The sequence below is a fragment of the Corticicoccus populi genome (genome assembly GCF_042686195.1).
Lineage (GTDB): Bacteria > Bacillota > Bacilli > Staphylococcales > Salinicoccaceae > Corticicoccus > Corticicoccus populi.
Genome location: NZ_JBHUOQ010000004.1, coordinates 1 through 25782, shown reverse-complemented (window position 1 = coordinate 25782; position 25782 = coordinate 1). Strand labels below are relative to the sequence as shown.

Below are 25782 nucleotides of genomic sequence, written 5' to 3'. Positions count from 1 at the left end.
AAGTGTAGTTTTTCTTATTACTATCTCATGATAAAATAAGAAGTACTTATAATATAGAAAAGAGATGAGTATATTGAATTATATCAGCCTGCTTTTTGTTGATATTATTGTACCGATTCTCATTCTGATCGGAATTGGTACACTGCTTCAGAAGAAATTTCATTTCAGACTTCAGCCGATTGCGAATCTTGTAACATACTGCTTCATGCCTGCGGCAGTGTTCATTAATATATATTCGGCCGAGATAAATTTGTCACTTCTGACTGAACTCGTCATATATATGGCGCTGTTTGTGTCAATACTGATTATTACCGGCAATGTGTTTTCCAAAATACTAAATTTAAAAAGAGATGAACAGACAGTGTTGAAAAACAGTATTTCTTTAATGAACTCCGGCAATTACGGGCTGCCGGTCAGTCAGCTTGTTTTCAGTGCACACCCGCTTGGTGTATCGGTCCAAATTATTGTGCTGGTGATTCAGAATCTACTAACTTATACATACGGTCTCTACAATTTGATTTCTGTATCCAAATCTATCATTGATATCTTAAGAGATCTTTTGAAACTGCCGATTATTCATGCATTATGGATTGCGGCTCTCTTCAAAATAGTGGATATACCTATTCCAAACTTCGCACTGGTGCCGATTGAACAGCTTGCCGGCGGCTTTGCAGCACTGGCATTAATACTGCTCGGAATGCAGCTTGAAAGTATTGAAGTGAAAACATTCCACAAAGTCATCGGATGGGCATTAGTCGGCAGACTCATTTTGAGCCCGGCGGTGGCACTGGGATTAATCTATCTCTTAGGAATAGATGGTGTGATTGCACAGTCTCTGTTAATCGCAAGTGCATTCCCAACATCTAGAAATACTGCGACCCTTGCCCTGGAATATGATGTAGAGCCGGAACTTCATGCACAGACTGTACTGTATTCAACACTTCTCAGCAGTATTACAGTGACAGTTGTGATTTATCTGGCGATGAATTTATTTTAACTATGATAACAACGAGATATTCAGCTGAACAGGAGGAAATATTAATGAAAAAATTGGTAGAAAATATGATTCGATTCATAGAAGTTTCAAAGGAAAAGCATCTGATTATCGGTATATCCGGGCACGGTGCAGCAGGTAAGACAATGTTTGCTGAAAGATTATGCAGTGCTTTGGAACCGGGGACATACAATTATTTGAATACAGACCCGTATATTATTCACGGCACGTATAGAAAACATCTGGAAGCGGTATATGAATATAATGGTCAAATCCATCGTTTTAAACCGACGGCATGTATGCCTTCCGCCCATGAATTATCTGGACTGGAACGTGATTTGAAAAGTATTAAAGGCGGTCGTGATGTACTGACTATTCATAAAGAGTGGATGCCTGAAGAAGTAATGTCTGCGGGATACAGCGTCACTGTTGTGGAAGGAATGTCAATTGCTTTTCTTGATCCGGCACTTTTTGACTGCTCGGTTTATATTTATACTGATGGAGAGACGGAATTGAACAGAAGGCTCGACAGAGATATTAACGACCGCGGCCGTAAAACAGAGGCATTATATCAGTCCCACGAAGAGAGAAGAATACAATATGAATTATTCATGCACCCTGAAAGCGTGCATTTTGATATACTAGTCAATCATTCCAACGACCAATTCAAAATTGAACGGACATGTTTCTAATATGCCGCCATTGATTCATCCGGATAGATCATTCAGAGTATAAACAAGAGGACCGGCTGAAGCATTTTGATACTTTACTTATTGACAGAAAATTAGATATAGTTTAACATTCTCACTAATCAAATAAATCTGATTCTTATCCAGAGAGGTGGAGGGACTGGCCTGTCGATACCTCAGCAGCGGACCATTAGGTACTGTGCTAATTCCATGGAGCTTATATGAGCTTAAAGATGAGACGGTTGAAATAAGCCCTTTCTATCTTTGAGATAGGAGGGGTTTATTTATTAAATCAAAAAGGTGGGGTTTCAATGGCAGCAGGAGTGAATGGACCATTTAAGGCGGATCATGTCGGCAGTCTTTTACGGCCGGAACGGATTCATCAGGCACGTAAGGATAAGTCGGAAGGAAAAATTTCGGCGGATGAATTATATGAAATTGAGACGGAAGAGATTAAGAAGATTGTTGATAAGCAGATTGAAGTCGGCTTAAAAGCAGTGACTGACGGTGAATTCAGACGCCGCTTCTGGCATACTGACTTTTTAGAGCACATTACAGGTATTGAAGGATATGTGCCGGATCAGGGTTATTTATTCGTCGGTGAAGAAACAGAGCGATACAACGTCAGAAATATAGGGAAAATCGGTTTTGATAAAAATCACCCACACGTCCGTGACTTTAAACTTTTTAATGAAATTGTCGGTGGACGGGCTGTTGCGAAACAGACGATTCCGAGTCCGAACCAGCTGTTTAACGCTGGGATCAGAAACTATGATATTTATCCGGATGTTGAGGATTATGCCGACGACATTGTTAAAGCATATCAGGATGCAGTTACTGCATTTTATGATGCCGGCTGCAGGTATTTACAGTTTGACGATGTATATATCGCAGGGTTGAATGCGGATGAAATTCCGTTTAACGACACAGATTACAGTGTTGATGAGTTAATTGAACTGGCACTGCGCGTCATTAACGGTGTGCTTGAAGTAAAGCCGGATGATTTAGTGATTACGACGCATTTATGCCGCGGGAACTATCGTTCAAAATGGGCATTTGAAGGCAGTTATGCGAAAATTGCCCCGGTATTGTTTGCGAAAGAGAAAGTGGACGGCTTCTTCCTCGAGTATGATGATGATCGTTCAGGTGATTTTAAACCGCTGAAAGAAATTCCTGACGGCGGCCCACAGGTCGTGCTCGGACTGTTCACATCAAAGCATGGTGAACTGGAAGACAAAGAAGAAATTAAAGCGCGTATTGAAGAAGCAGCGGAATTTATTCCGAAAGAGCAGATTTCTTTAAGTCCGCAGTGCGGGTTCGCATCTACTCACCACGGGAATATTTTAACTGAAGAAGCACAGTGGAATAAATTAAGATACATCGTTGAGTTATCAGAAACGCTTTTATAAAAATAAACATAGATTGAAAGAGGGACTATTTTGACGAATACAGTATTTACAGGACCATTTAAAGCGGATCATGTCGGCAGTTTACTGCGTCCGGAACGTATCCATCAGGCGCGTAAAGATAATGCCGAAGGGAATCTCTCAGACGAAGAATTATACGATATTGAGACGAAAGAGATTCAAAAGGTTGTAGACAAACAGATTGAAATCGGTCTCCGGGCAGTGACAGACGGTGAGTTCAGACGCCGTTTCTGGCACATTGATTTCATGGAGCACATCGGTGGTGCGGAAGGCTATATTCCTGAGGAAGGCTATTCCTTTAAAGGAATGAAGACGGAAGCTTACCATGTAAAGAATACGGGGAAACTTAAATTTAACCCGGATCATCCGCATGTAAAAGATTTCATTCTTTTCAGGGATATTGTCGGCGACCGTGCGGTTGCGAAACAGACGATTCCAAGTCCGAACCAGTTCTTTATGTCCGGTATTAGAAATAAAGAAATTTACCCTGATATATTTGAGTATGCAGAAGATGTTATTCAGACTTATAAAGATGCGGTTCAGGCATTTTATGATGCCGGCTGCCGCTACCTGCAGCTTGATGATGTATATATCGCATCATTAAACAGTGAGGATATTTCATTTTTAGATACTGACCTCGACAGACAGGCATTGATTGAGCTCGCATTAAAAGTGGTTAACGGCGCGCTTGAAGATAAGCCGGATGATATGGTGGTCACAACACACTTATGCCGCGGGAATTACCGTTCCAGATGGAGATATGAAGGCAGTTATGCACACATTGCCCCGGTATTGTTTGCGAAAGAAAAAGTGGACGGATTTTTCCTTGAGTATGATGATGACCGTTCAGGCGACTTTGAACCATTAAGAGAAATACCGACAGAAGGTCATGCGCCGAAAGTCGTCCTTGGTGTATTTACATCAAAGCATGGTGAACTTGAAGATAAAGAAGAGATTAAAGCACGTCTGAAAGAGGCATTGGAAATTCTTCCGAAAGAACAGATCTGTTTCAGTCCGCAGTGTGGTTTTTCCTCAACGCATCACGGTAACGAGCTGACAGAAGCGGATCAGTGGAATAAATTAAAATATATTATCGAACTTTCAAATGAACTTTTATAATGAACGAACCAGGCCGGCAGTGACCGGGCTGGTTTTTTTAGGATAAGGTTTTAAATTCTATGATTAGAGGAATAGATATACGTTCGAGTTATACAAAAATACTTGAGTTTAAAGGAGATATATCATTATGAAGGCAGTGTTTCATGAAGGTGAAAAAGGTTTGGCAGGTGTGCAGTACGGTTCAGTGGAAAAGCCTGAGGTCAGTAAAGGTGAAATACGCGTGAAATTAAAAACAGCCGGATTAAATCATAGAGATTTACTTGTGCCTAACAGGCATGATGAGAAAGATCCTTACTTTATACTGGGTTCTGACGGTGCAGGAATTATTGATGATGTCGGGGAAAATGTAACAGGTGTACAGCCGGGTGAAGAAGTGATTATTAATCCTGCACTTGGCTGGGAGAAGAACAGTGCGGCACCGCCGGCTGGTTTTGAAATTATGGGATTCCCGTACCATGGAACTTTCGGTGAATATGTGACAGTGCCGGCTGAGAATGTACTGCCGAAACCATCACATTTATCATGGGAGGAAGCAGGGACGTTTGCATTAGCGGCAATGACTGCATACCGTGCACTGTTTACACGCGGTAATCTTAAGTCCGGAGAGACTGTATTTATTCCGGGAGCGACAGGCGGTACGGGAATATTTTTGATTCAGATGGCAAAAAGTGCCGGAGCGAGAGTGATTATTTCGTCTCGTTCAGAAGATAAACGGCAGAAGGCCCTGAGTCTCGGTGCAGACTTTGCAGTCGGCAATGACGAAGACTGGAAAGAAAGCCTGAAAGATGAACAAATTGATTTAATTATTGAAAGTGTCGGAGCTGCAACATTTAACAAGGCGCTGGGTGTACTTAAAACAGGCGGTACTTTGACAGCATTCGGATCTTCAACAGGGGATACGATAGACTTTAACCTGCGCAGCTTTTTCTATGGTCAGTTCAATTTACTTGGCACAACTATGGCAAGTACTGAAGAACTGAAAGAGGCTTCTGAATTTGCCGCGAAAAATAACATTAAGCCGATTATTGATTCGGTGTATAAACTATCTGACTTTAAAAAAGCATTTGATGAAATTGAAAAGGGTGGCATGATGGGCAAAATTGTATTTTCACTGGATGCTTAGAATATCCGGATTCATATCATTCAGCATATATTAAATGTATAATAGAGACGTAAAAAGTCAGGTTTCACATGAAACTGATGATTATTTTAATGCTGAGAGGTTTGAAAAAGTGCACATATTATTATTTATTTTATTTGGCGGACTGTTGATAAAAAGCGGCTATACGCATTTTATTTCGAAACGGAAAAGGTACTTTGCTTTTGATGACAGGCGTTATACTGAGGAAGATGATTTTTTGAAAATCGAACGTCTTAATATCAAAATGCTGGAGCGTGTTTTCCTGATTATGATGACGCTCACATATGCTGTAGCTTTAGTATTGTTGTTTACAGGGCAGGAATCATTATCAATATGGGTGCTTGCGACTGTGCTGGCATGGCAGTTTCTACTGAGCAGTGTCATTGATTTTAAGTTATACACAGCATTTCATGATAAATCACACCTGGTATTATCTGTGATATGGATTATTGCGGTTGTGATTGTTTACGTAGGTGTTTCACGTATTGATGTTTTTTAGTATGCAAATTAAATCATTATAGAGGTGTAAAGAATGAAGGAACAGAATATTATCTTTTTTGATATCGACGGTACATTATACAATGGAGAGAAAAAGATACCGGAATCAACAAAGAAATCAGTCAAGCAGTTAAAAGATGACGGCCATATTGTTGCGATTGCAACAGGACGTGCGCCTTTCATGTACGAAGATTTAAGGAAAGAGCTTGGAATTGATACTTACATCAGTTTAAACGGGCAGTATGTGGTTTTGGAAGGGGAAGTTGTTTATGAGAACCCTTTAAACAGCAGCAGACTTAAAGAAATTACGAATCTTGCCATCCAAAATGAACATCCGCTTGTATATTTGGATGAGAAAGAAATGTATTCAAATTTTCCCGAGCACCATTATGTTGAAGCGGGACTGGATTCTTTAAAAATAGATATTCTGCCGCAGGAAGAATCACATGATCACAAAGATAAAGATGTATATCAGACACTCCTGTTCTGTCCGGAAGGTGAAGAGGGGATATATGAAAATCAGTTTAATGATGTGTTTAAATTCTACAGATGGCATGAGCTTTCTATGGATATCACACCTAAAGCAGGGTCTAAGGCAGAAGGCATTCAAATTGTTACGGATAAACTTGGTTTTTCAAAAGAGAAACAGTACGCATTTGGTGACGGTGTCAATGATATTGAGATGCTTCAGGCAGTACACAACAGCTATGCCATGGGAAATGCGAAAGATCACGTGAAGCAGGCGGCAAAGCATGTCACTAAAGATGTAGAAGATGACGGTATTTATCACGGATTGAGAATGGCCGGACTGCTGTAATAAAATTAATTGAGAAAAATTCTCAATCGATGTTTATAATTGTGTTTTTAGGGTAATCATACAATGGAAAGGGATAATAAAAACTCTTATTTATAATTATTATAAATAGTGTTGACATTTAACCCGTTCAGTATTATAGTATATTTAGAAGTTATTTATAACGATTCTAAATAAAAAATAATATCACAAGGAAAGGTGATTTTTCATGGTACAAGTACAAGACAAAACACAAGTAGTAGAGGCATTAAATAAGCAGTTAGCGAATAATACAGTATTATGGACAAAGCTTCATAATTACCATTGGTATGTTAAAGGCGCAAACTTCTTTTCATTACACGTTAAATTCGAAGAGCTTTACGATGCAACAGCAGTATATGTAGATGATCTTGCAGAAAGAATCCTTGCAATCGGCGGTGCACCAATCGCTAAGCAGACTGAAGCTATTGAAGAAGCAAGTGTAGAAGAAGGCGAATACGGTTTAGATGCACCCGCAATGGTTAAGCAGTTATCAGAAGACTTTGATGTATTAATCGCTGAAATGCACCAAGGTGTTAAAGTTGCAGAAGAAGCTGGCGATGACAGCACTGCAGATATGTTCATCGGCATGATTACAGATGTTGAGAAAAATAACTGGATGCTTAAATCCTACCTTGGAAACGAAGTAGAATAATATAAGTTTTGAAGAGTGCAGCGTTGGCTGTGCTCTTTTTCTTTTCCGAATAGAGCAGCACCCAATAGTTAGTAACGCTGACATAGAAAAAAGTATGCCTTGTCATTCAAGGCATACTTTTTTTAGTTCTGCTGATTAAGACTACAGATTCTGAAGGGAACTTATTCTTCTCCGAGAAGACCTTCTTTATAAATGTCCATCAGATATTCAAGTGTAGTCGGATCACTGTAACTTGTTGCTTCAGTATCAATTTCGATAACATTGCCGTTTTTAACAGCCGGTATTGACTGCCATACATCATCTTCGGTAAACGATATGTCTGTATTTTTACCACGGCTCAAAATAATGTAGTCTCCTGCAAATTCTGAGAGCGCCTCCTGGGATATTTCGTAGTAGCCGTCGTTTGACACTGCATCTTCTACTTTAGGCGGCATGTTTAAATCCATTGCCTGGTATAGAATTTCAGTGCCTCTGCCCCAGGCTTCACCAAACACATAAAATCCTTTACCATCTGTTTCAAGAACAGTAACTGTCACATCATCACCGTGTTTTTCTTTTATTTCCCTGCCGATTTCTGAAGCGCGGTTTTCAAAGTCTTCAGCCCATTCTCTGGCTTCATCTTCTTTCCCGACCAGTTTTCCAATTTCAATCTGCTGCTCCAGATAATCGAGTTTACCCCATGTGTATGTAACAGTAGGTGCAATTTTTTCGAGTTCTTCAAGATTCTCCATATTGGCACCTGCAATAATTAAATCGGGTTCTTCCGCAAGTACTGTTTCAGGTTCTGCTTCAGTGACCTGCGACACATCTGAAAGTTCATCTTCAAAGAGAGGGTTCGCTTTACTCCATTGGTCTGCACCGACAATCTCTGTATCCAGTGAATGCAGGTTAGGTGCGTAGGCAAGTGCAACAATACGTTTTGGATCAGCCGGAATTTCTACAGGTCCGAATTCTGACTCATAAGTCACAGTAGAATCATCAGATTCAGGTGTGTCCGCTGCAGTGTCTTCGCTGTTGTCTTCCGAATTACATGCAGCAAGTGAAACAGATATTACTAAAAGTAATAAAAAACTTAATAATTTATTCATTATGTCACCTTCCGAATATATTGATATTGATAATCATTATCAACTAAAGATTTTATGCTAATAATGAGCAGATGTCAATGTACTATACGGATATTTGATGTATGTTTCTGTATTTAGGGAAATTAAACACCATTTCAAAAAAAATAAAATTCCTGCTTTAAATCAAAACAGGAATTATCATTACAAATTATTTAATTTTTTCCACGAATAGATACTGACCGATGGTAATACTGATTTGAATATCTGTATCGTCATCTTTTTTCTTTAGTGTGACAAGATCAAGGTCTTTATCAATCTCATCGACAGTAATTTCATCACCAATATTTAAATTATGGTTTTTAAAGTACTGAAGCAGTTTCTTATCATCAACAATTCTTGAAATCATCACCGTCTCATGTTCATTGATTTCAGTTAAGTTGAATGTTTCTTCTTCCTGAACGTCCATTAATTCCGGACTGATTGCACCGCCGTGAGGGCAGTATTCAGGAAATTCAAGGAACGCTTCAAGTCTGTCGGCGACAATAGTACTCGTTGCATGCTCCAAAAGTTCCGCTTCGCGGTGTACCTCATTAATATCAAGATTGAGTTTTTCAACAAGGAACACTTCCCATAAGCGGTGCTTTCGGATGAGCTTTTTGGCATATTCTGTACCTTCTTCGGTCAGCATACTGCCTTTATACGGCGTATATACCACCCATCCGACTTTTACGAGACTGTTCATCATCTCGGTCACCGTCGGTGGTGACAGATTCAGCCGGCTGGCTATCTCTTTATTGGAAACCTGCAGCGTTCTGCCGCCAAGTTCAAATAATATCTTTAAATAATCTTCTTTAGTAGGGCTCAAAATTACCCCTCCAATGACTTTAATGTACCTCTATTATGAATAAAAATCACTGTGCTGGCAACTCGTATTTGATACGGGTGTAATGTGTGTATTCTTCACCGCGGTCAGTCAGCTTGTATTTTTTATCTTCTTTTTCAATATAGTCATTGAGCAGAAGGTATTCAATGTTTTTATAGAAAGCTGAATCATCCAATCCGAAGTGTGACTGGATTTCCTCTCTTGTCAGTGCCTGATGGCGGTCTTCATTCATCAGCATTAAAATCATTGCTCGTGTGAATGTTTTCTTCTGCCTGCGTCTTTTTAAGACGGTGCTGAAGTAACCTTTTGGATTCACAAGAAAAACAATTAAAAAGATAATCAGCGCGACGAATGATGTTGCGCCTGACATGGAAACATCAAGCATCATACCGAACATATAGCCGAGAGAACTGTTAATCACTGCAAAAATACAGGACAGAATAATCATATGGCTGAGACGTTTGACGAGCAGATATGCTGTAACTGCCGGCGCTACAAAGAAGTTAATGACAAGTATTGCACCGACCGCATCAAATGCAGTGACTGCAGTGACAGAAACAAGTCCCATCAGAAGGTAGTAAATCAGTGTTGTACTGAAGCCGATAATATGTGAATAGACCGGATCAAAAGTTGATACTTTCAGCTCTTTATAAAATAAAGAGATAAATATAATATTAATGATCAAAATAATTGAGAGCTGAAAGAGTGCATTCGGCATACTGAATCCGAATAATTCAATTCTGTTCAGCGGTGCATACAGAACCTGGCCCATAAGGACAACATCAATATCCAGATGCACATTGTCGGCATATCTTGATACGAGTATGACGGCTACAGCGAACAATGCGGTAAAGACAATACCAATCGCCGCGTCCTGTTTAACGAGTCTTGTATTCATAATCAGGCGGATTAAATAGATTGTAAATAATCCAACAACTGTTGCCCCGAAAATCAAAAGCGGTGAACGCAGATCATTTGTGATGAAGAAAGCAACCACGATACCGAGGAGAATCGTATGACTGATGGCATCAGTCGTCATGGATAAACCTCTCAGTACAAGAAAAACACCGAGAACAGCGGTCGCGAGTGCTGTGACGATTAATACGTATAATACTTCAATCATAAACTAACACCCTGCTTTCTTCTGATACTTTTTCTAATCAGTCCTTTTCTGCCGAACAGCATGGAGAATATAACCAGTACACTCAGTGCAAGAATAATTGCCGGTCCTGTGGCAATCCCTGTCATTACTGTGCTGACATAGGTGCCGGCAAATGCTGAAACTGCACCTGCACACCCTGCGATAATCAGAACAACACTGAAGCGGTTCGACCATAAGCTGCCGATGACAGCCGGTGCAACGAGCAGGTTAACGATTAAAATCGCACCGACTGCCTTCAGTCCGACTGCGATTAACACAATTGTCATGGATAAGATGGTAAAGTTCATCCATCTGCTGCTGATTCCGACGGTATTACTGTATACCGGGTCAAAAATATAAATGCGTATTTTTGGATATAGGACGATAAACAAAATAATGCTGATAATGGATGCGCCGATAATTAAGTAAACATCGCTTCTCAACATATAAGCGGCCTGTCCAAATATAAAATTATCAATCCCCTGCGTGCTGCCGTAATCAGGATTACCCTGTACAAAACTCTTCAGTGCCATACCCAGTCCGAAAAAGGAAGAGAGTATTAACGCAAGTGCACTGTCCAGTGATACTTTGGAATAACCGCTGATGATTTGAATGGCAAGGAATGCGATAATACCGAATATCACAGCACCAAGTGCGAGTGTGTATGTCTCCATCACCCCGAAAAGCATGAATGCTGCAAGAACACCGGGGAAGGTAGCATGGCCGACAGCATCACCAATCAGGCTCTGTCCTTTAATGACACTGACAGTGCCGACAATACCGCTCGCAAAGGACAAAATAACTGTGCCGAGTGCAACGATATAAAAAGAATAACTTGTTAGAACATCCATTACTCCCTCACGCTCTTTTCATAGTAAGCCTGATTAATATTTTCCTGATTCCACACATCCTCTATCGTTCCGGAGGAGAGGATGGTTTTATTTACGATGATGACATGGTCGAAGTAGTCTTCAACTGTATCAAGGTTGTGGTGGACCACTAAGAATGTTTTTCCTTCCTTCTGAAGGTTCTTCATTGTATCGATGATTAATTTTTCTGTGGTGATATCGATACCCTGAAGCGGTTCATCCATGATGTAAATATCTGCATCGTGACATATTGCACGTGCCAGGAATACACGCTGGCGCTGACCACCCGATAATTCTGATATCTGACGGTCTTTGAAAGCTTCCATCTTCATAATTTTCAGTGCATCCATTGCGATTTCTGTATCTTTTTTATTGGTCCGCTTAAACCATCCTTTATGAACATAGCGTCCCATTAAGACGACATCTAAAACAGTTGCAGGGAAGTCCCAATTGACTTCCCCTTTCTGTGGTACATATGCAACATTTTTTAAAGCGTCTTTTAATGGTTTATCTTCAATATTTATCTCACCGGAGATGGGTTTAATCAGCCCCATAATTCCTTTTATTAAAGTGGACTTGCCGGCACCGTTCGGACCGACAATCGCAGTACGGCTGTTTGGTTTCAATGACATGTTTGCATGCCATACGACCGGTTTTTCATCATAAGCGATACTTAAGTCTTTTACTGTTATTGTATCTCTTTCCATTGTCATTCTCCTTAGTCTGCTGAATTACTGCAGGTGATCTGAAATTGTATCAATGTTATGGCGGAACATATCAATGTAAGTGTCACCTTCTTCCCCAACTGGTGCAAGGGAATCTGAGAATAATGCTTCATCATCGAGACCGACGACTTCAACTTCACCGCCGTCACTTTCCACCACTTCCTGAAGACGTGTCATACGGTCCGGGTTTGTTGTGGTTTCAACAAAAATGGCGCTGATATTATTTTCGACAATCATGTCAGCTGTTGCTTGAATTTGATTGTTTGATACTTCAGAGTCTGTAGAGAATCCCTGAGGTGCGTGAACTTCAAGATCATAAGACTCAGCAAGGTAGCCGAAAGCATCATGCGGTGTGATGACGATACGTGATTCTTCAGGAATTTCATTCACACGCTCTGTTACATACTGGTCAAGTTCATCCAGCTCTTCAAAGTATGCATTTAAATTTTCAGTGTACTGTTCTTCCCCGTCCGGATTGTGTTCAATCAGTGTATCTGAAACATTTTCCATCGCCTGTTTATATAAATCAATATTGAACCAGAAATGTGGATCCACTTCTACTTCACCGTCTTCTTCCATTTCCTCTAAATCAGAATCGGAAAAATCTTCAGCGGCTGCAACACCGTTTTCAAGTACATCACCCATTCTGCCTTCAAAATGAAGACCCTGGTACAAGATGACATCTGCCTCGCTTAATGTCTGTAAATCACTCGCTGTCGGTTCATAAACATGCGGGTCTTCCCCGGCTGGAATAATTAGTTCTGTATCGAAGCCGTCGACACCATCTTCAAGCACATTAACCATGTCATAAAGAAATGTGGTTGTGACAGCAATTTTCTCCTTCTCTTCACCGTTGTTACCGGCAGCTTCGTCACTGCCGCAGGCAGCGAGTATCAACAGGATACTCATTGTAAAAAATAAAGTCAGTTTTCTCATGTAATCTCTCCTAATGTCGTTTTATAGTTTATTAATAATATGTTTTTAGGATATCCTAAACTTTTATATTAGTCAATCCTAAAATATAAAATTACAAAATGAGATAACAAAGAAACCCCCTGATTCAGGGGGAAGCTACCGGATTATTATTTTAACAGTGATTCTTCTTCATCTTTTGAGTGAATTTCATTTATTAATGTGACTGAACTTGAGTAATCAACAAGCTTCTGGAAGTTCACTTCGTCATTCTGAAGTTCTTTTTTCATTAAATCAGTAATAATCCGGATTAATTGGTGGTCCCGGGACAAATGATGAATCTTTTCTGTGAGTTCGGGTCTTTCGCTGAGTATTTGATTGTAAAACCCGTCCTGTGATGATTCATCGTGGTGCGGAATGATGTCTGTTTCGATAAATTCAATGAATGACTCCATTTCTTTACTGAGCGTTTCGTATTCAAGTGATGAGATTGACTGTTTCATTTTTATCCTCCATTCACTGCACCCGGCCATCATGTCATTGTGAATATTTTGATGCGCTTTAAAATCATATAATTTATGATTCATAAATAAAATCTCCTAAAGGGGCTCGGGGTTTGTTGCCCACATCTCTGCATTTTTAACGAATGTGCGTGGATGAATTTTCAGGTTGTTCACAATAATATCCGCAATATCTTCAGGATGTGTCATCGTCTCTTCTTTAAGCTTACTTTCGCCGACTAAATCGGTGAGTACGGCAGAAGGTGTGATATATGACATACGGATATTATGTGGACGCATCTCCTGGAGCAGTCCTTCAGTCATACCGATTACTGCAAATTTGGTTGCAGAGTACAAACCGCCGTTTTTACCTGAACGGAGTCCTGAGACTGATGCGACATTGACGACATCCCCTGAATCCTGCTCGACCATTTTAGGAAGGACGGCTTTTAACATATGGTACATACCGAACACATTGACCTGCATCATATGTTCAAAGTCTTTGAATTCCGACTCTAAAAATGAACCGTGTTTCATTATCCCTGCGTTATTGATGAGTATATCGATATGATCAAATGTTTCGCTGATCTCACTGATGATTTTTTCTACATCATCCGGGTTTGATACATCACCTGATGCACCGATGACTGTAACACCTGTTTTCTTCAGCTCACCTATGGCCTCGATTAATGTGTCGTGATCCCGGCCGGTCACAGCGACATTGACGCCCTCATCAGCTAGAGCTTTCGCAGTTGCGAAACCGATTCCCCGGGAGCCGCCTGTAATAATTGCATTCTTCTTTGATAAATTCTGCATATTCATTCCTCCTCTTTAATTTACATTTTAACAAAGCATACACTGACTATCATTGAAAGGGCACTTTATCATATAATAAGTGTATCAGAGATAAAAAAGAGGTGCAGAGATGGAGAAATGGCTGAAAGCGGCTCAGGAAAAAGACAGTAATGATGTGTTAAGATCATTTCGGGATGACTTCTATATATATGAAGGAAAATATTATATGGATGGAAATTCTCTCGGATTATTATCAAAGTGTGCAGAAACAGCGCTGCTGAATGTACTGGATGACTGGAAGCGGCACGGGATTGAAGGCTGGACTGCCGGAGAGCGGCCGTGGTTTTATTTATCGGAAACCATCGGCAGACAGATGGCACCGCTCACCGGGGGAGATGTGTCGGAAGTACTTGCGACGAATTCGACCACAACGAACATCCATCAGACCGTCCGGACCTTCTACAGACCGACGAAGGACAGATACAAAATTTTAGTGGATGATTTAAATTTCCCATCCGATATATACGCCTGCCAGAGTGTTCTTGATGATTACGGGTATTCTGACGGTCTTGTGAAAGTGCAGAGCCGTGACGGTCATACCCTTAAGACAGAAGATATTATTGCAGCGATGGATGAAAGTGTTGCGGTGATACTGCTGCCTGCTGTACTTTACAGAAGCGGCCAGATTCTGGATATGAAAACACTGACTGAGCATGCACATAAGAAGGGAATTATTATTGGATTTGATTTATGCCATTCCATCGGTGCAGTTCCGCACCATTTGACAGAGTGGGATGTGGATTTTGCAGTCTGGTGTACATATAAACACTTAAACGGGGGACCGGGTGCAGTCGGTGGTGTTTATGTGAATAAAAAACATCATCACATGGACGTCAGCTTAAAAGGATGGTTCGGCAATAACAAGGATACGCAGTTTGACATGGTACATGAGTTTGACCAGGCCGGGGACATCAGCCAGTATCAGATTGGAACGCCGCATGTGTTTTCTCTGGCGCCGTTAATCGGTTCCCTTGAACTATTTGAAGAAGCAGGGATTGAGAGAATTCGTGAAAAGTCACTCGAGCTGACGGATTTTATGCTGGAAATGATTGATGCGGAATTAAAGGAATATCATATTGAAGTGGTATCGCCGATGGACCGTACTATTCGCGGCGGGCACATTTTAATCGGTCACGAAAAGGCTGCGGGAATCAATGAAGCATTGAAATCAAAAGGTGTGATTCCTGACTTCAGGGCACCGGGTTATGTGCGTATTGCACCTGTTGCACTGTACAATTCTTTTGAAGATGTATATCACACGGTACGCATTTTGAAAGATATAATGGATGATAAATTATACGAAAAATTCGGAAACAAAAGAGGAGTTGTTGCATAATGTGGATAGATATTACCCAGACATTAACCAGCGATATTGCACACTGGCCGGACGACACACCGTTTTCTTTCGAAGTTGCTGTGACAAAAGAAAATTCCGGGTCGGTCAATATCGGTAAAATTACAACAAGCACACATATCGGTACACACATTGATGCACCGTTTCATTTTGATGATGCGGGTGCAACAACAGAACTGCTGGACATTAACCGTTACATCGGTGATGCGACAGTGATAGAACTTAATGAAGAAATAATTACGCGTGATATACTCGAGCACCACGAAATCAGAGGGACGATTCTTCTGATTAAGACAAGACAGGAGATTGATACTTCCGTATTTTTAAATAAAGTGCCGGTACTGTCAGAGGATGCAGTGGAATATCTTGCCCTTCTCGGCATTGAGCTTTTTGGTATCGATGTGGCTTCAGTCGATCATATTGACTCCAAAACACTGGATATTCATCATAAACTATACCGTAATAACATTATGATTATTGAAAATGTGGTACTGACGGAAACGGACCCTGGGTATTATGATTTTATTGCACTGCCGTTAAAAATTGAAGGCGGCGATGGTTCTCCTGTCAGAGCGGTAGTGAGAAGGAAGGAAAATGATAATGAATAATTATCAGGATAAAACACTGCATAACGAGAATGTGAAAACAGACTTTTCGAAGGATATGACATACAGTGAGTATCTCGGCCTTGATAAGGTGCTGTTTGCACAGGATATGATTACAGAAGAGCATGATGAGTCGTTATTTATTATTATTCATCAAGTTCAAGAGTTGTGGATGAAGCTCATTATCCACGAAATAAATTCCGCGATTGATGATATTAAGGTTGATGATTTCCGGCAGGCATTTAAAAAACTGTCACGTGTCGCAAATATTCATAAGCAGATGATCGGCGCGTGGGATGTCCTTGCGACAATGACACCGAGTGATTATTTAAAATTCAGGGATTCCCTCGGTAATGCATCCGGTTTCCAGTCCTACCAAAACCGTATGATGGAATTCAGTCTCGGTTATAAAACGACACATGCTCTGAAAATTTATGAAAAAGATCCTGTGATTCACCAGTTACTGAAAGATCAGCTTGAAAAGCCGAGTATTTATGATGAAACGATTCGTGCAGTTGCGCGCCAGGGCTTTGAAATTGATGCGGCGGTGTTTGACAGGGATGTAACAGCAGATTATGAACCGCATGAATCCGTGAAAAATGCGTTCAGAGAAATTTATTTAAATGCTGATGAATATTTTGATTTGTATGAGCTTCTTGAAAAACTTGTCGATATTGAAGACAGATACAGTCAGTGGCGTTTCAGACATATGAAAACAGTTGAACGTATTATCGGTTTTAAGACGGGCACAGGTGGAAGTTCCGGCGTGAATTATTTGAAACGTGTGATTGATAAAACGTTTTTCCATGAACTATGGGAGTTAAGAACAGAATTATAAGGAGGCGGCATTGATGAGAGATTATGGACAGACAAATATTTTTGATGATGTCATCAGGGAAGATGAGACTTTTGTCATTGTAGTGCAGGAAGTGATATCCCATGCGTCAGGTCTGCAAAAACGTGTGCTCAGAGAATATCCGAGCTTAAATATGTCTCAGATGAAAGATTTGTTCAATCATTTAAGAGATTTTTATCTTGAGGAGTCTTTATCAGACGACGGCAGTTATTTTGATATTACAGTCTATACTAATGAGGAGTATGCCGGTGAAAATATATACGCACATGTGAAACGTTACCGGCATGCGAAAGAATGGACATCAACAGCTAAATAATTTTCAAGCCTCTTAACAGATACCAAAGCGTATCATTAAGGGGTTTTATTTTATTTCAAACGAAGTTAATCTCTGGTCAGCACTTAAAATACGGTTTGATTTGTTGCGCAAACTAATAAGCTTTATAATAGAGTTGAACGGATAAAGGTCAGTGAATATTAATGAGTGATATCATTTAGAATTGAATTTATAAATAGGAGGAAAATATTATGAGAATGGTGGACATTATTGCAAAGAAGCGTGATGGCTATGCATTAACAAAAGAAGAAATTGAGTTCTTCGTAAATGGCTATACAAACGGCGAGATTCCGGATTATCAAGTTTCGAGCCTGATGATGGCGGTCTTTTTTAATGATATGAATGAGGAAGAACGCGCAGCTTTAACAATGGCAATGGTGAATTCAGGCGACACTATTGATTTGTCGCAGATAGAAGGAACGAAAGTCGATAAGCATTCTACAGGCGGGGTCGGTGATACGACAACATTGGTGCTGGCACCATTAGTGGCGGCACTCGATGTGCCTGTTGCGAAAATGAGCGGACGCGGTCTCGGGCATACCGGTGGTACGATTGATAAACTGGAGGCCGTTGAAGGGTTTCATGTAGAGATTACAGAAGATGAATTTATTGATATCGTTAACCGGGATAAAGTAGCGGTTATCGGTCAGTCGGGTAACTTGACGCCTGCAGATAAACTGCTTTATGCACTGCGGGATGTGACAGCAACTGTCAATTCGATTCCTTTAATTGCAAGCTCAATTATGAGTAAGAAAATTGCGGCAGGTGCCGATGCGATTGTACTCGATGTGAAAGTCGGGGACGGTGCATTTATGAAGACAGAAGAAGATGCGGCTGAACTTGCACATGCAATGGTTTCCATCGGTAATAATGTCGGACGCCGTACAATGGCAATCATCTCGAGTATGGAAGAACCGCTCGGACTTGCAATCGGCAATGCGCTGGAAGTCGAAGAAGCGGTAGAAACGTTAAGAGGAGAAGGACCGGAAGATTTAACGGAGCTGAGTCTTGAACTCGGCAGCCAGATGGTGGTACTCGGCGGTAAGGCAGAGACACTTGAAGAAGCACGTGAAAAACTTCAGAATGCATTAAATGATGGTTCAGCTTTGGAAAAATTCAAAGTGTTTTTAAGAAATCAAGGCGGAGATGATTCAATTGCTGATGACTTGTCCAAACTGCCTCAGGCAGAGTTTACTTTCGAGGTGAAAGCGGAAGAAGCGGGCTACGTTCAGCAAATTGGTTCTGAAGCAATGGGTGTAGCTTCAAGTATGCTTGGTGCAGGCAGACAGACAAAGGACGATGTGATTGATCTCGCTGTGGGTATTAAGCTCAACAAAAAAGTCGGCAGTAAAGTTGAAAAAGGCGATGTATTGGCAACCATTTACAGCAACCGTGAAGATGTGGAAGAAGTAGCACAGAAAATTAAAGACAACTACCAAATTGGTTCGGAAAAGAAAACTGTCAAATTGATTAAACAGATTATTACGGAATAAGAGAGGAATATGGATAAGATGATAGAACAATGGATTAAGCAGTATAACCAGCTCGATGAAAGTACACAACAGAAATTAGAAGAAAGTTTTAAGGCGCTTGACCTTGATGAAATCAGCCGGACATATGAAAAAGTATATGTAAACCCTGAAGCGATTGATATGCAGCGTATTACAGAAGTGCCGTATACATCAAAAGAAGAATTGTCGAATGATGCCATCAAACAACTGGAGGATATCTCCTATGAAACGGTGATGGATGGACAGGCTGCTGTACTTCTTATGGCAGGAGGGCAGGGAACACGTCTCGAATATCCGAGGGCAAAAGGAACATTCAGTTTTGACGGTGTTTCTCTGTTCGAACTGCAGTCCCGCCAGATTAAGAAGTATGAAATGAACGGCGTACTGCCGGTACACTGGTATATTATGACGAGTGATATAAATCATGAAGAGACTATCGAGTTCTTTAATGAAAAGGAATTTTTCGGCCTGCCGAAAGAAAATGTTCACTTCTTTAAGCAGGAACATTTCCCTCCGATTTCAAAAGAAAAAACGCTGCTTTTGACTGCAGAACAAAAAATAATGATGACACCGAACGGTAACGGCGGTATTTTCAGTTCACTTGCATCAAGCGGCATGCTGGATGATTTAAAGTCACGCGGTATAAAACATGTATTTATGAATAATGTGGATAATGTAGTGGTTAAAGTGCTGGACCCTGTATTACTCGGTGTGCACATTAAAGATGATAATGAAGTAACATCAAAATCCATTGTTCCTAAAGAAGGCGAAAGTGTCGGCCGTCTGAGTCTTGTAAACGGAGAAAAATCAGTAGTAGAGTACACTGAACTTCCGGACGGTTCAGAAGATAAGTTTAAAAACGGTAACATAGGTATTCATGTGTTCAGTACAGATTTTCTGAGTAAAATTGCTGAAGCTGATATGCCGTACCATCTGGCATTGAAGAAGCTTGAATTTTTAGATGAAGATTTGAACGCATCGAAAGATGAAGTGTTGAAATTCGAGAAATTTTACTTTGATGCATTTAAGCTGGCAAAAAAACATCATACACTTCAAGTGGACCGGAAGGGTGAGTTTTCACCACTTAAAAATAAAGAGGGGAAAGACTCAATCGAAACGGCGTATACGGATCTTAAAAATGAAGGGTTGATTTAATGACTGCCTACAACGGTACAAAAGAGTACAAAGAGCAGAAAGATATGAGTGATAAAATTGAAAAATCACTAAAGAAAATTGTACCTTTAACATTTGGTGAAGAGGTGGGGAACAGTGTCAGCCACGGTGTCGCTGCACTATTGTTCATCTGTCTGCTGCCGTTTACTGCAGTCTATATGTATATTTCCGGAGGCACAGTCCATGCAGTCGGCGGTTCAATATACGTCATTAGTATTCTCCTGATGTTTTTAACGTCGACACTGTATCATTCAATGGCGCATAATACCCAGCATAAGTACATTATGAGGCTTCTTGATCACAGCTTTATCTATGTAGCAATCGCAGGGACGTACACGCCGATTGCACTTTCTGTAATCGGCGGTACGTGGGGGATAATCACGCTTGTTATCCAGTGGAGTGCAGCAGTTTTAGGTATTTTATATAAGGTGCTGAGCCCGAAAGTAAATGAGAAGGTGAGTCTTGCCTTTTATCTTGTAATGGGATGGATGGCTGTAATATTTGCGCCGCAGGTCATTAACGGTACAGGATGGACTTTCGTTATACTTATTCTCGCAGGCGGATTAAGTTACACGATTGGTGCATGGTTCTATGCACAAAAAACACGTAATTATTTCCACATGATATGGCATTTTTTCATTATCATTGCCAGCCTGTTACATTATGCAGCAATCGTATTTTTCATATAATCAGGATTTACTGTTCACTTTTTAGGGTAGTTTGTTAACATAAGAGAGCGAGAGAATACAGAAATGGAGTGAGACATATGAAAATCGTATTTTACGGTGCAGGTAATATGGCAAGTGCAATTTTCATCGGTATGATTGAAAATAAAGTTGTCGAACCGTCTGATATTTACCTGACCAGTAAAAGTAATCAGGACAAAATCATGTTCTTTAAGGAAAATCTGGGTGTGAATGTATCCTATGATGATGCAGAGCTGATGAAAGATACGGATTATGTTATTTTAGCCAGTAAACCGCAAAGCTTCCCGGAAGTTGCGGCGCGCATCAGACCGTACCTGGAGGAAAACACAAAAGTAGTATCCGTAATGGCCGGTACTCAGATTAAAACAATCCGGCGGGAGCTTAAAAAGGATAATCCAATTGCGAGAATTATGCCGAATACGAATGCGCAGGTCAGACATTCAGTAAACGGTATTACGTATTCCAAAAACTTTGATGACAGAGACGAACTGGTTAAATTAATGGAGAGTTTTGGCGAGACTGTTCAAATTGAAGAAGATGAGATGCATAACATCACTGCTGCAACGGGATCCGGATCAGCATTCTTGTACTATATTTATGAGAAATATGCAGAAGGCTTGATGGAGCTCGGATTCAATGAAGAACAGGCGATGTTTCTGACACGGAACCTCGTGATTGGTGTCGGCAAGATGGTTGAGGAATCCGACCTGCCTTTCAGCGAACTCAGGACGAATATTACTTCGAAAAAAGGAACGACGGAAGCAGGACTTAATGCACTTGACGGTGAAGGTGTGAAACAGATACTGGTGGCAACATTAAATGCTGCTGCTAACCGAAGTGAAGAGTTAAGCCAGGATGACAAAGTAAAATAGAAGATATATTTGAATACTTCATATACAATTCAGTATATGGAGTATTTTTTTGGAGGAGATTCCGTGAGAACTTTATTTTATAATGGAAGAATTTATACAATGAGACGGCCGTATGAAACAGTTGAAAATGTACTGATTGAAGATGGAAAGATTATTGGAACAGATGTAGAAATCAGTGACGCATATGAGATGTTTGATCTGGAAGGGAAAACAATGCTTCCTGCATTAACCGATGTCCACATGCATCTGGTAATGCTCGGTAAAATGCTGAAATCACTTGTACTATATGAAGATACTAATATTAATGAAGTGAAGCGGAAAATCAGCGCGTATGAATCCGGTAATGAACGGGACACTATACTCGGGTATGATGAAAATAATTTTCCCGACCAGTATCGTATGACAATGAAAGAACTTGATTTACTGACAGATAAGCCGACGCTTGTAATGAGAGTGTGCCAGCATGCCGGATTTGCGAATACAGAAGCATTTCAGTCTGCTGGAATAGATGATAATGTTGAAGATCCGCCGGGAGGTTATTTCGAGCGTGATGCATCCGGCAGATTGACCGGCTGGGCGTATGATTCTGCAATGGAACTGCTCAGGAATCGACAGGTGAATGATGATGAAGTATCGGTCGGCGATGATATCACCACAGCGGTGAACTACCTTCATTCACTCGGAATAGCAAATGCACACACGGAAGATATGTCGAGTTACGGACCGTTTGAAGTTCCGCTTAATGCTTACTTAAATACACTCGGGCCGGACAAACTGAAATTCAGAGTGAATCTTCTTCGTCATGAACAGGTATATGAAGAGATGGTTAAGAAAGATATTCAGTATCAGCCGGACTGGGTGGAAGAGGATGCGATGAAAATATTTTCCGACGGTGCCTTTGGCGGAAAGACAGCATTGTTAAGAGAACCTTATGAAGGCAGCGAAGATACAGGCCTGCAGATACACAGCAGAGAACAGCTGGAAGCAAGAGTGAAACTGGCGCGTGAAAATAATGATGCTGTCGCTGTCCATATCATCGGTGACAAGGCACTTGAGATTGTACTTGATGCGATTGAAAAGTTTCCGGTAACAGCGGGGAAACATGACCGCTTAATCCATGTCAGCCTTGTGAATCCGGATCTTCTTAAAAGAATGGCAGAGCTTGATGTGGTTTGTGATGTTCAGCCGACATTTTTGACTTCGGATATGCCGTGGGTGGAATCGTACATCGGAAAAGAGAGGGCGGATTATTTATACTTGTTTAAGACATTCAGGGATAAAGGCCTTTGTATCGGCGGTTCATCAGACGCCCCGATTGAAGAAGTGAATCCTCTCTTAGGTATTCATACGCTGGTTACACGACGTGGGAAGACAGGTGTTTATAACGAAAAAGAAATTCTCGACAGACACAGCGCGTTTGAAATGTACACGACAGAAGCGGCAAAGATTGTTTACCGTGAAGACCGTGCAGGAATGATTAAAGAAAACTATTTTGCCGACTTTGCTGTGTTTGATAAAAATGTGATGGAGATAGAAGCTGATGAACTGCTGTCGACAACAGTTGAATATACAATAATTGATGGTGATACGGTGTATCAAAATAGTCACTAAATTAAAACAGTTTATTGATATTTCATAGATTGAGTATGTTATTATGGAGATATTGAATTTAGAGTAATAAAGGAGAAATTCCATGTTAACGATAAAAGAAGTAGAAGAACTCTTGGGAGAATTGAAAGACCCGATACTAAATGTTCCTTTAAAAGAAACAGAAGGTATTAAAGAAGTTAAAATAAAAGAAGAAAAATCACATATCAGTGTGAAGATTGCCATCGGCCGCATGGGTGGCCAGGAGCAGCTGGATCTTCAAACGAAAGTGGTTAATATATTAAAAGAGAACGGTGCAGAAACTGTCGGCATCAGATTTGAAGAACTGGATGATGACTTGATTGAGCAGCACAGGGGCTCAGCAGGCAGTGAAACTGAAAATAATATCAGTGACGGGAATACAGAGTTTATCGCGATTGCTTCCGGTAAAGGCGGCGTTGGAAAATCAACAGTCTCTGTAAACCTCGCAGTGTCACTTGCAAAGCAGGGCAAGAAAGTCGGTATCATTGATGCGGATATATATGGATTCAGTGTGCCGGATATGATGGGAATTGTTGAAAAACCAGGTGTTGACGGAGAAAAAATTATTCCGGTCGAACGTTACGGAGTCAAAGTGATTTCCATGGCATTCTTTGTTGAAGAGAATACACCGGTCATCTGGCGCGGACCGATGCTTGGTAAAATGCTGACGAGCTTCTTTAATGAAGTGGAATGGGGAGAACTGGATTATCTTCTTCTCGATCTGCCGCCGGGCACAGGTGACATTGCACTGGATGTTCACCAAATGCTGCCGCACAGTAAAGAGATTATCGTTACAACTCCGCATCCGACTGCTGCATTTGTGGCAGCAAGAGCGGGATCAATGGCGCTTCACACAAAACACGAAATTCTCGGTGTAATAGAGAACATGAGTTATTTTGAAAGTGAAAATACCGGACAGAAAGAATATATATTCGGAACAGGCGGCGGTGAAAAGCTTGCACTGGATTTAGAAGTACCGCTGCTCGGCCAGCTGCCTCTCGGCCAGCCGGAGTGGGATCAGGATGATTTTGCACCTTCTATTTATAAGAAAGGGAAAATCAGTGAGGTCTATGAAGAAATAGCAGAAAGAATTATCAGTGAAACTAATGAAAAGTAATGAGGAATAACAGATGACATCAAAATATTTGGTGAAGTTCTATTTAAGAACTTTACTCATCGGAACAATCATTTCTACTGTAATCAGTTTATTTGTGGAATATGAGAATGTAACCAGCTATTTATTCAGAGGCGAAATAGGTGAATTCCTCGCAGGTGTTGTATGGTTTATTACCTTCGGTTTGTTAATTGCGACAATCAGCCAGGTTATTTTCTTCATATATCTGTTTGTACATCCGCTCGGCGTCGGTATATTTAGAAGACTTTGGCCGTATGTACAGCTCTTGATTATTATGTATGCAATATTTGATCTCTTCTATTTAAGATTTTACAGAGTCGGACTTGATACCGGTCATATGTGGAGCTATCTTGGGATTCCTGTAATAATTATTGCAGCAGGAGTTCTCGTTGCAAGACATAAAATGAAAATAACAGGTGACAGGAATATATTTATACCTTCATTGTTCTTTATGATTGTAATGACATCAATCACGATGATTCCATTCATCTTTGTTGAAGACACTTCATGGATTGCAAGGTCAGTCTTTGCGATTATAGTGATGAATGCATTCCAGCTCATCATGATGCCGAAATATATAGAAGCATCTGAAAAAGAAAAAATAGAGCGTGGGAGAGTCACTAAGAGTGACAGGAACAAAGAGAGAAAGAAAGAAGAGCAGGAAGCGGCGGATAAAGAGAGAGCGAAAGAAGAATCACAGGTAAAGACACGTAATAAGCTTAACTATAAAAATAAAACTAAAATTGCTAAGAACAATAGTAAGAAGTAGTATGAAGGTATCCGGTTCCTACACCGGATATCTTTTTTTGATTGAATGAATTAAATCCATTGACACTGAAATACAATCCTGATATTATATAAAAAGTCGCTGAATAAGTGACGAAAAAACTACATGGCAGCACACATTCCGGGGTGTAAAATTGACACTTGAGTGAGGCTGAAAAAGTGTGTAGTATATAAACGGTCGCTGTCCGACAGACACGATGCACAAGCGTGACAGAGTGTAAAAGTGGTACTTGCTTGAACGGATTCGAGCGTGTAACATAGGACGAGTCGTAAAGAAACGACGCGGCAGGAAATGAGTATCGGGTGTAAAACTGCCCCTTGCATTTCAAACCGAAACAACGTAATATAGTAAGGGTCGCTTGAGAGAGTGATGTGAATCGACAGTCCAAACCAACTGAAAAAAGTTGAAAAAAAGACTTGTCAAACGATTCAGAAAATGGTAAGATAGAAAAGCAACACAAAACGAAGCACATTGAAAACTGAATGACAATATGTCAACGTTAATTCCAATAA

Annotated in this window: 27 protein-coding genes and 1 riboswitch; of the genes, 19 read left to right on the top strand and 8 right to left on the bottom strand. The window is 40.5% G+C overall.

Annotated elements, in window-relative coordinates; all coding sequences use genetic code 11:
* The first annotated feature begins 64 nt into the window (after positions 1-64).
* The 8 genes from ACFSX4_RS09755 to ACFSX4_RS09720 all read left to right on the top strand — a co-directional run bounded on the left by ACFSX4_RS09755 (position 65) and on the right by ACFSX4_RS09720 (position 7355).
* On the top strand, positions 65-997 hold the full coding sequence (locus tag ACFSX4_RS09755; protein WP_377774075.1) for an AEC family transporter: 933 nt from the start codon (positions 65-67) through the stop codon (positions 995-997).
* Between the two features lie 44 nt (positions 998-1041).
* Positions 1042-1686, top strand: coding sequence for a phosphoribulokinase (locus ACFSX4_RS09750; RefSeq protein WP_377774073.1), 645 nt, complete (start codon positions 1042-1044; stop codon positions 1684-1686).
* A 133-nt stretch (positions 1687-1819) separates the two neighbouring features.
* A riboswitch (SAM riboswitch) is annotated at positions 1820-1923 on the top strand.
* A 71-nt stretch (positions 1924-1994) separates the two neighbouring features.
* The gene (locus ACFSX4_RS09745) at positions 1995-3092 is read left to right on the top strand and encodes a 5-methyltetrahydropteroyltriglutamate--homocysteine S-methyltransferase (RefSeq protein ID WP_377774071.1); all 1098 of its coding nucleotides are present in this window, start codon (positions 1995-1997) and stop codon (positions 3090-3092) included.
* Between the two features lie 30 nt (positions 3093-3122).
* Positions 3123-4229, top strand: a complete 1107-nt coding sequence (locus ACFSX4_RS09740; protein ID WP_377774069.1) for a 5-methyltetrahydropteroyltriglutamate--homocysteine S-methyltransferase — start codon at positions 3123-3125, stop codon at positions 4227-4229.
* Between the two features lie 127 nt (positions 4230-4356).
* Entirely contained in the window at positions 4357-5352 is a 996-nt protein-coding gene (locus tag ACFSX4_RS09735; RefSeq protein WP_377774067.1) for a zinc-binding dehydrogenase, read from the top strand.
* A gap of 109 nt (positions 5353-5461) precedes the next feature.
* Positions 5462-5869, top strand: a complete 408-nt coding sequence (locus ACFSX4_RS09730) for a hypothetical protein (protein WP_377774065.1) — start codon at positions 5462-5464, stop codon at positions 5867-5869.
* Between the two features lie 33 nt (positions 5870-5902).
* A complete protein-coding gene (locus ACFSX4_RS09725) occupies positions 5903-6685 on the top strand; it encodes a Cof-type HAD-IIB family hydrolase (RefSeq protein ID WP_377774063.1) in 783 nt (260 codons plus the stop codon).
* Positions 6686-6890: 205 nt separating this feature from the next.
* Positions 6891-7355: a Dps family protein gene (locus tag ACFSX4_RS09720; protein ID WP_377774061.1), complete on the top strand. Its 465-nt coding sequence runs from the start codon at positions 6891-6893 to the stop codon at positions 7353-7355.
* Between the two features lie 161 nt (positions 7356-7516).
* Here ACFSX4_RS09720 and ACFSX4_RS09715 read toward each other — a convergent pair whose 3' ends face one another.
* From ACFSX4_RS09715 to ACFSX4_RS09680, 8 genes are all read right to left on the bottom strand, one after another.
* A complete protein-coding gene (locus ACFSX4_RS09715) occupies positions 7517-8443 on the bottom strand; it encodes an ABC transporter substrate-binding protein (RefSeq protein ID WP_377774059.1) in 927 nt (308 codons plus the stop codon).
* Between the two features lie 187 nt (positions 8444-8630).
* Positions 8631-9287, bottom strand: coding sequence for a metal-dependent transcriptional regulator (locus ACFSX4_RS09710; protein WP_377774057.1), 657 nt, complete (start codon positions 9285-9287; stop codon positions 8631-8633).
* Between the two features lie 46 nt (positions 9288-9333).
* On the bottom strand, positions 9334-10428 hold the full coding sequence (locus ACFSX4_RS09705; RefSeq protein ID WP_377774055.1) for a metal ABC transporter permease: 1095 nt from the start codon (positions 10426-10428) through the stop codon (positions 9334-9336).
* Positions 10425-11297, bottom strand: coding sequence for a metal ABC transporter permease (locus tag ACFSX4_RS09700; RefSeq protein ID WP_377774053.1), 873 nt, complete (start codon positions 11295-11297; stop codon positions 10425-10427). The genes ACFSX4_RS09705 and ACFSX4_RS09700 overlap by 4 nt, the downstream gene beginning before the upstream one ends.
* A complete protein-coding gene (locus tag ACFSX4_RS09695) occupies positions 11297-12022 on the bottom strand; it encodes a metal ABC transporter ATP-binding protein (protein WP_377774051.1) in 726 nt (241 codons plus the stop codon). The genes ACFSX4_RS09700 and ACFSX4_RS09695 overlap by 1 nt, the downstream gene beginning before the upstream one ends.
* 24 nt (positions 12023-12046) lie before the next feature.
* Positions 12047-12976 (bottom strand): metal ABC transporter substrate-binding protein, encoded by a 930-nt coding sequence (locus ACFSX4_RS09690; protein WP_377774049.1) that lies wholly within the window; start codon positions 12974-12976, stop codon positions 12047-12049.
* 146 nt (positions 12977-13122) lie between these two features.
* Positions 13123-13539: a hypothetical protein gene (locus ACFSX4_RS09685; protein ID WP_377774047.1), complete on the bottom strand. Its 417-nt coding sequence runs from the start codon at positions 13537-13539 to the stop codon at positions 13123-13125.
* A gap of 12 nt (positions 13540-13551) precedes the next feature.
* Positions 13552-14268, bottom strand: a complete 717-nt coding sequence (locus ACFSX4_RS09680) for an SDR family NAD(P)-dependent oxidoreductase (RefSeq protein ID WP_377774045.1) — start codon at positions 14266-14268, stop codon at positions 13552-13554.
* Positions 14269-14377: 109 nt separating this feature from the next.
* Here ACFSX4_RS09680 and kynU point away from each other — a divergent pair, with 109 nt between their 5' ends.
* From kynU to ACFSX4_RS09625, 11 genes are all read left to right on the top strand, one after another.
* Positions 14378-15643 carry a kynureninase gene (kynU, locus tag ACFSX4_RS09675; protein ID WP_377774043.1) on the top strand — a complete coding sequence of 422 codons (1266 nt, stop codon included), beginning with the start codon at positions 14378-14380 and terminating at the stop codon, positions 15641-15643.
* Entirely contained in the window at positions 15643-16269 is a 627-nt protein-coding gene (locus tag ACFSX4_RS09670; protein WP_377774041.1) for a cyclase family protein, read from the top strand. Before kynU ends, ACFSX4_RS09670 begins: the two co-directional genes overlap by 1 nt.
* Positions 16262-17104 (top strand): tryptophan 2,3-dioxygenase, encoded by an 843-nt coding sequence (locus tag ACFSX4_RS09665; protein ID WP_377774039.1) that lies wholly within the window; start codon positions 16262-16264, stop codon positions 17102-17104. Before ACFSX4_RS09670 ends, ACFSX4_RS09665 begins: the two co-directional genes overlap by 8 nt.
* Positions 17105-17117: 13 nt before the next feature.
* Positions 17118-17438 (top strand): hypothetical protein, encoded by a 321-nt coding sequence (locus ACFSX4_RS09660; protein WP_377774037.1) that lies wholly within the window; start codon positions 17118-17120, stop codon positions 17436-17438.
* Positions 17439-17647: 209 nt separating this feature from the next.
* Complete coding sequence (locus ACFSX4_RS09655; RefSeq protein WP_377774035.1) at positions 17648-18949, top strand: pyrimidine-nucleoside phosphorylase; 1302 nt, start codon at positions 17648-17650, stop codon at positions 18947-18949.
* A 9-nt stretch (positions 18950-18958) separates the two neighbouring features.
* Positions 18959-20122 carry a UTP--glucose-1-phosphate uridylyltransferase gene (locus ACFSX4_RS09650; protein WP_377774033.1) on the top strand — a complete coding sequence of 388 codons (1164 nt, stop codon included), beginning with the start codon at positions 18959-18961 and terminating at the stop codon, positions 20120-20122.
* Entirely contained in the window at positions 20122-20829 is a 708-nt protein-coding gene (gene trhA, locus ACFSX4_RS09645) for a PAQR family membrane homeostasis protein TrhA (RefSeq protein ID WP_377774031.1), read from the top strand. The genes ACFSX4_RS09650 and trhA overlap by 1 nt, the downstream gene beginning before the upstream one ends.
* Positions 20830-20906: 77 nt before the next feature.
* Positions 20907-21719, top strand: coding sequence for a pyrroline-5-carboxylate reductase (gene proC, locus ACFSX4_RS09640; RefSeq protein ID WP_377774029.1), 813 nt, complete (start codon positions 20907-20909; stop codon positions 21717-21719).
* A gap of 63 nt (positions 21720-21782) precedes the next feature.
* Positions 21783-23330: an amidohydrolase gene (locus ACFSX4_RS09635; RefSeq protein ID WP_377774027.1), complete on the top strand. Its 1548-nt coding sequence runs from the start codon at positions 21783-21785 to the stop codon at positions 23328-23330.
* A gap of 82 nt (positions 23331-23412) precedes the next feature.
* Positions 23413-24465, top strand: coding sequence for an Mrp/NBP35 family ATP-binding protein (locus tag ACFSX4_RS09630; protein WP_377774025.1), 1053 nt, complete (start codon positions 23413-23415; stop codon positions 24463-24465).
* A gap of 13 nt (positions 24466-24478) precedes the next feature.
* The gene (locus ACFSX4_RS09625) at positions 24479-25252 is read left to right on the top strand and encodes a KinB-signaling pathway activation protein (RefSeq protein WP_377774023.1); all 774 of its coding nucleotides are present in this window, start codon (positions 24479-24481) and stop codon (positions 25250-25252) included.
* The last annotated feature ends 530 nt before the right edge of the window (positions 25253-25782 follow it).

What these genes read in the sequence shown, in the direction of transcription:
- ACFSX4_RS09750 (WP_377774073.1), top strand. Translation starts at nt 1,042, where the DNA reads ATGAAAAAATTGGTAGAAAATATGATTCGATTCATAGAAGTTTCAAAG.
- kynU (WP_377774043.1), top strand. Translation starts at nt 14,378, where the DNA reads ATGGAGAAATGGCTGAAAGCGGCTCAGGAAAAAGACAGTAATGATGTG.
- ACFSX4_RS09670 (WP_377774041.1), top strand. Translation starts at nt 15,643, where the DNA reads ATGTGGATAGATATTACCCAGACATTAACCAGCGATATTGCACACTGG.
- ACFSX4_RS09755 (WP_377774075.1), top strand. Translation starts at nt 65, where the DNA reads ATGAGTATATTGAATTATATCAGCCTGCTTTTTGTTGATATTATTGTA.
- proC (WP_377774029.1), top strand. Translation starts at nt 20,907, where the DNA reads ATGAAAATCGTATTTTACGGTGCAGGTAATATGGCAAGTGCAATTTTC.
- ACFSX4_RS09690 (WP_377774049.1), bottom strand. Translation starts at nt 12,976, where the DNA reads ATGAGAAAACTGACTTTATTTTTTACAATGAGTATCCTGTTGATACTC.
- ACFSX4_RS09700 (WP_377774053.1), bottom strand. Translation starts at nt 11,297, where the DNA reads ATGGATGTTCTAACAAGTTATTCTTTTTATATCGTTGCACTCGGCACA.
- ACFSX4_RS09720 (WP_377774061.1), top strand. Translation starts at nt 6,891, where the DNA reads ATGGTACAAGTACAAGACAAAACACAAGTAGTAGAGGCATTAAATAAG.
- ACFSX4_RS09695 (WP_377774051.1), bottom strand. Translation starts at nt 12,022, where the DNA reads ATGGAAAGAGATACAATAACAGTAAAAGACTTAAGTATCGCTTATGAT.
- ACFSX4_RS09680 (WP_377774045.1), bottom strand. Translation starts at nt 14,268, where the DNA reads ATGCAGAATTTATCAAAGAAGAATGCAATTATTACAGGCGGCTCCCGG.
- ACFSX4_RS09715 (WP_377774059.1), bottom strand. Translation starts at nt 8,443, where the DNA reads ATGAATAAATTATTAAGTTTTTTATTACTTTTAGTAATATCTGTTTCA.
- ACFSX4_RS09685 (WP_377774047.1), bottom strand. Translation starts at nt 13,539, where the DNA reads ATGAATCATAAATTATATGATTTTAAAGCGCATCAAAATATTCACAAT.
- ACFSX4_RS09735 (WP_377774067.1), top strand. Translation starts at nt 4,357, where the DNA reads ATGAAGGCAGTGTTTCATGAAGGTGAAAAAGGTTTGGCAGGTGTGCAG.
- ACFSX4_RS09630 (WP_377774025.1), top strand. Translation starts at nt 23,413, where the DNA reads ATGTTAACGATAAAAGAAGTAGAAGAACTCTTGGGAGAATTGAAAGAC.
- ACFSX4_RS09660 (WP_377774037.1), top strand. Translation starts at nt 17,118, where the DNA reads ATGAGAGATTATGGACAGACAAATATTTTTGATGATGTCATCAGGGAA.
- ACFSX4_RS09705 (WP_377774055.1), bottom strand. Translation starts at nt 10,428, where the DNA reads ATGATTGAAGTATTATACGTATTAATCGTCACAGCACTCGCGACCGCT.
- ACFSX4_RS09625 (WP_377774023.1), top strand. Translation starts at nt 24,479, where the DNA reads ATGACATCAAAATATTTGGTGAAGTTCTATTTAAGAACTTTACTCATC.
- ACFSX4_RS09650 (WP_377774033.1), top strand. Translation starts at nt 18,959, where the DNA reads ATGGATAAGATGATAGAACAATGGATTAAGCAGTATAACCAGCTCGAT.
- trhA (WP_377774031.1), top strand. Translation starts at nt 20,122, where the DNA reads ATGACTGCCTACAACGGTACAAAAGAGTACAAAGAGCAGAAAGATATG.
- ACFSX4_RS09745 (WP_377774071.1), top strand. Translation starts at nt 1,995, where the DNA reads ATGGCAGCAGGAGTGAATGGACCATTTAAGGCGGATCATGTCGGCAGT.
- ACFSX4_RS09725 (WP_377774063.1), top strand. Translation starts at nt 5,903, where the DNA reads ATGAAGGAACAGAATATTATCTTTTTTGATATCGACGGTACATTATAC.
- ACFSX4_RS09655 (WP_377774035.1), top strand. Translation starts at nt 17,648, where the DNA reads ATGAGAATGGTGGACATTATTGCAAAGAAGCGTGATGGCTATGCATTA.
- ACFSX4_RS09665 (WP_377774039.1), top strand. Translation starts at nt 16,262, where the DNA reads ATGAATAATTATCAGGATAAAACACTGCATAACGAGAATGTGAAAACA.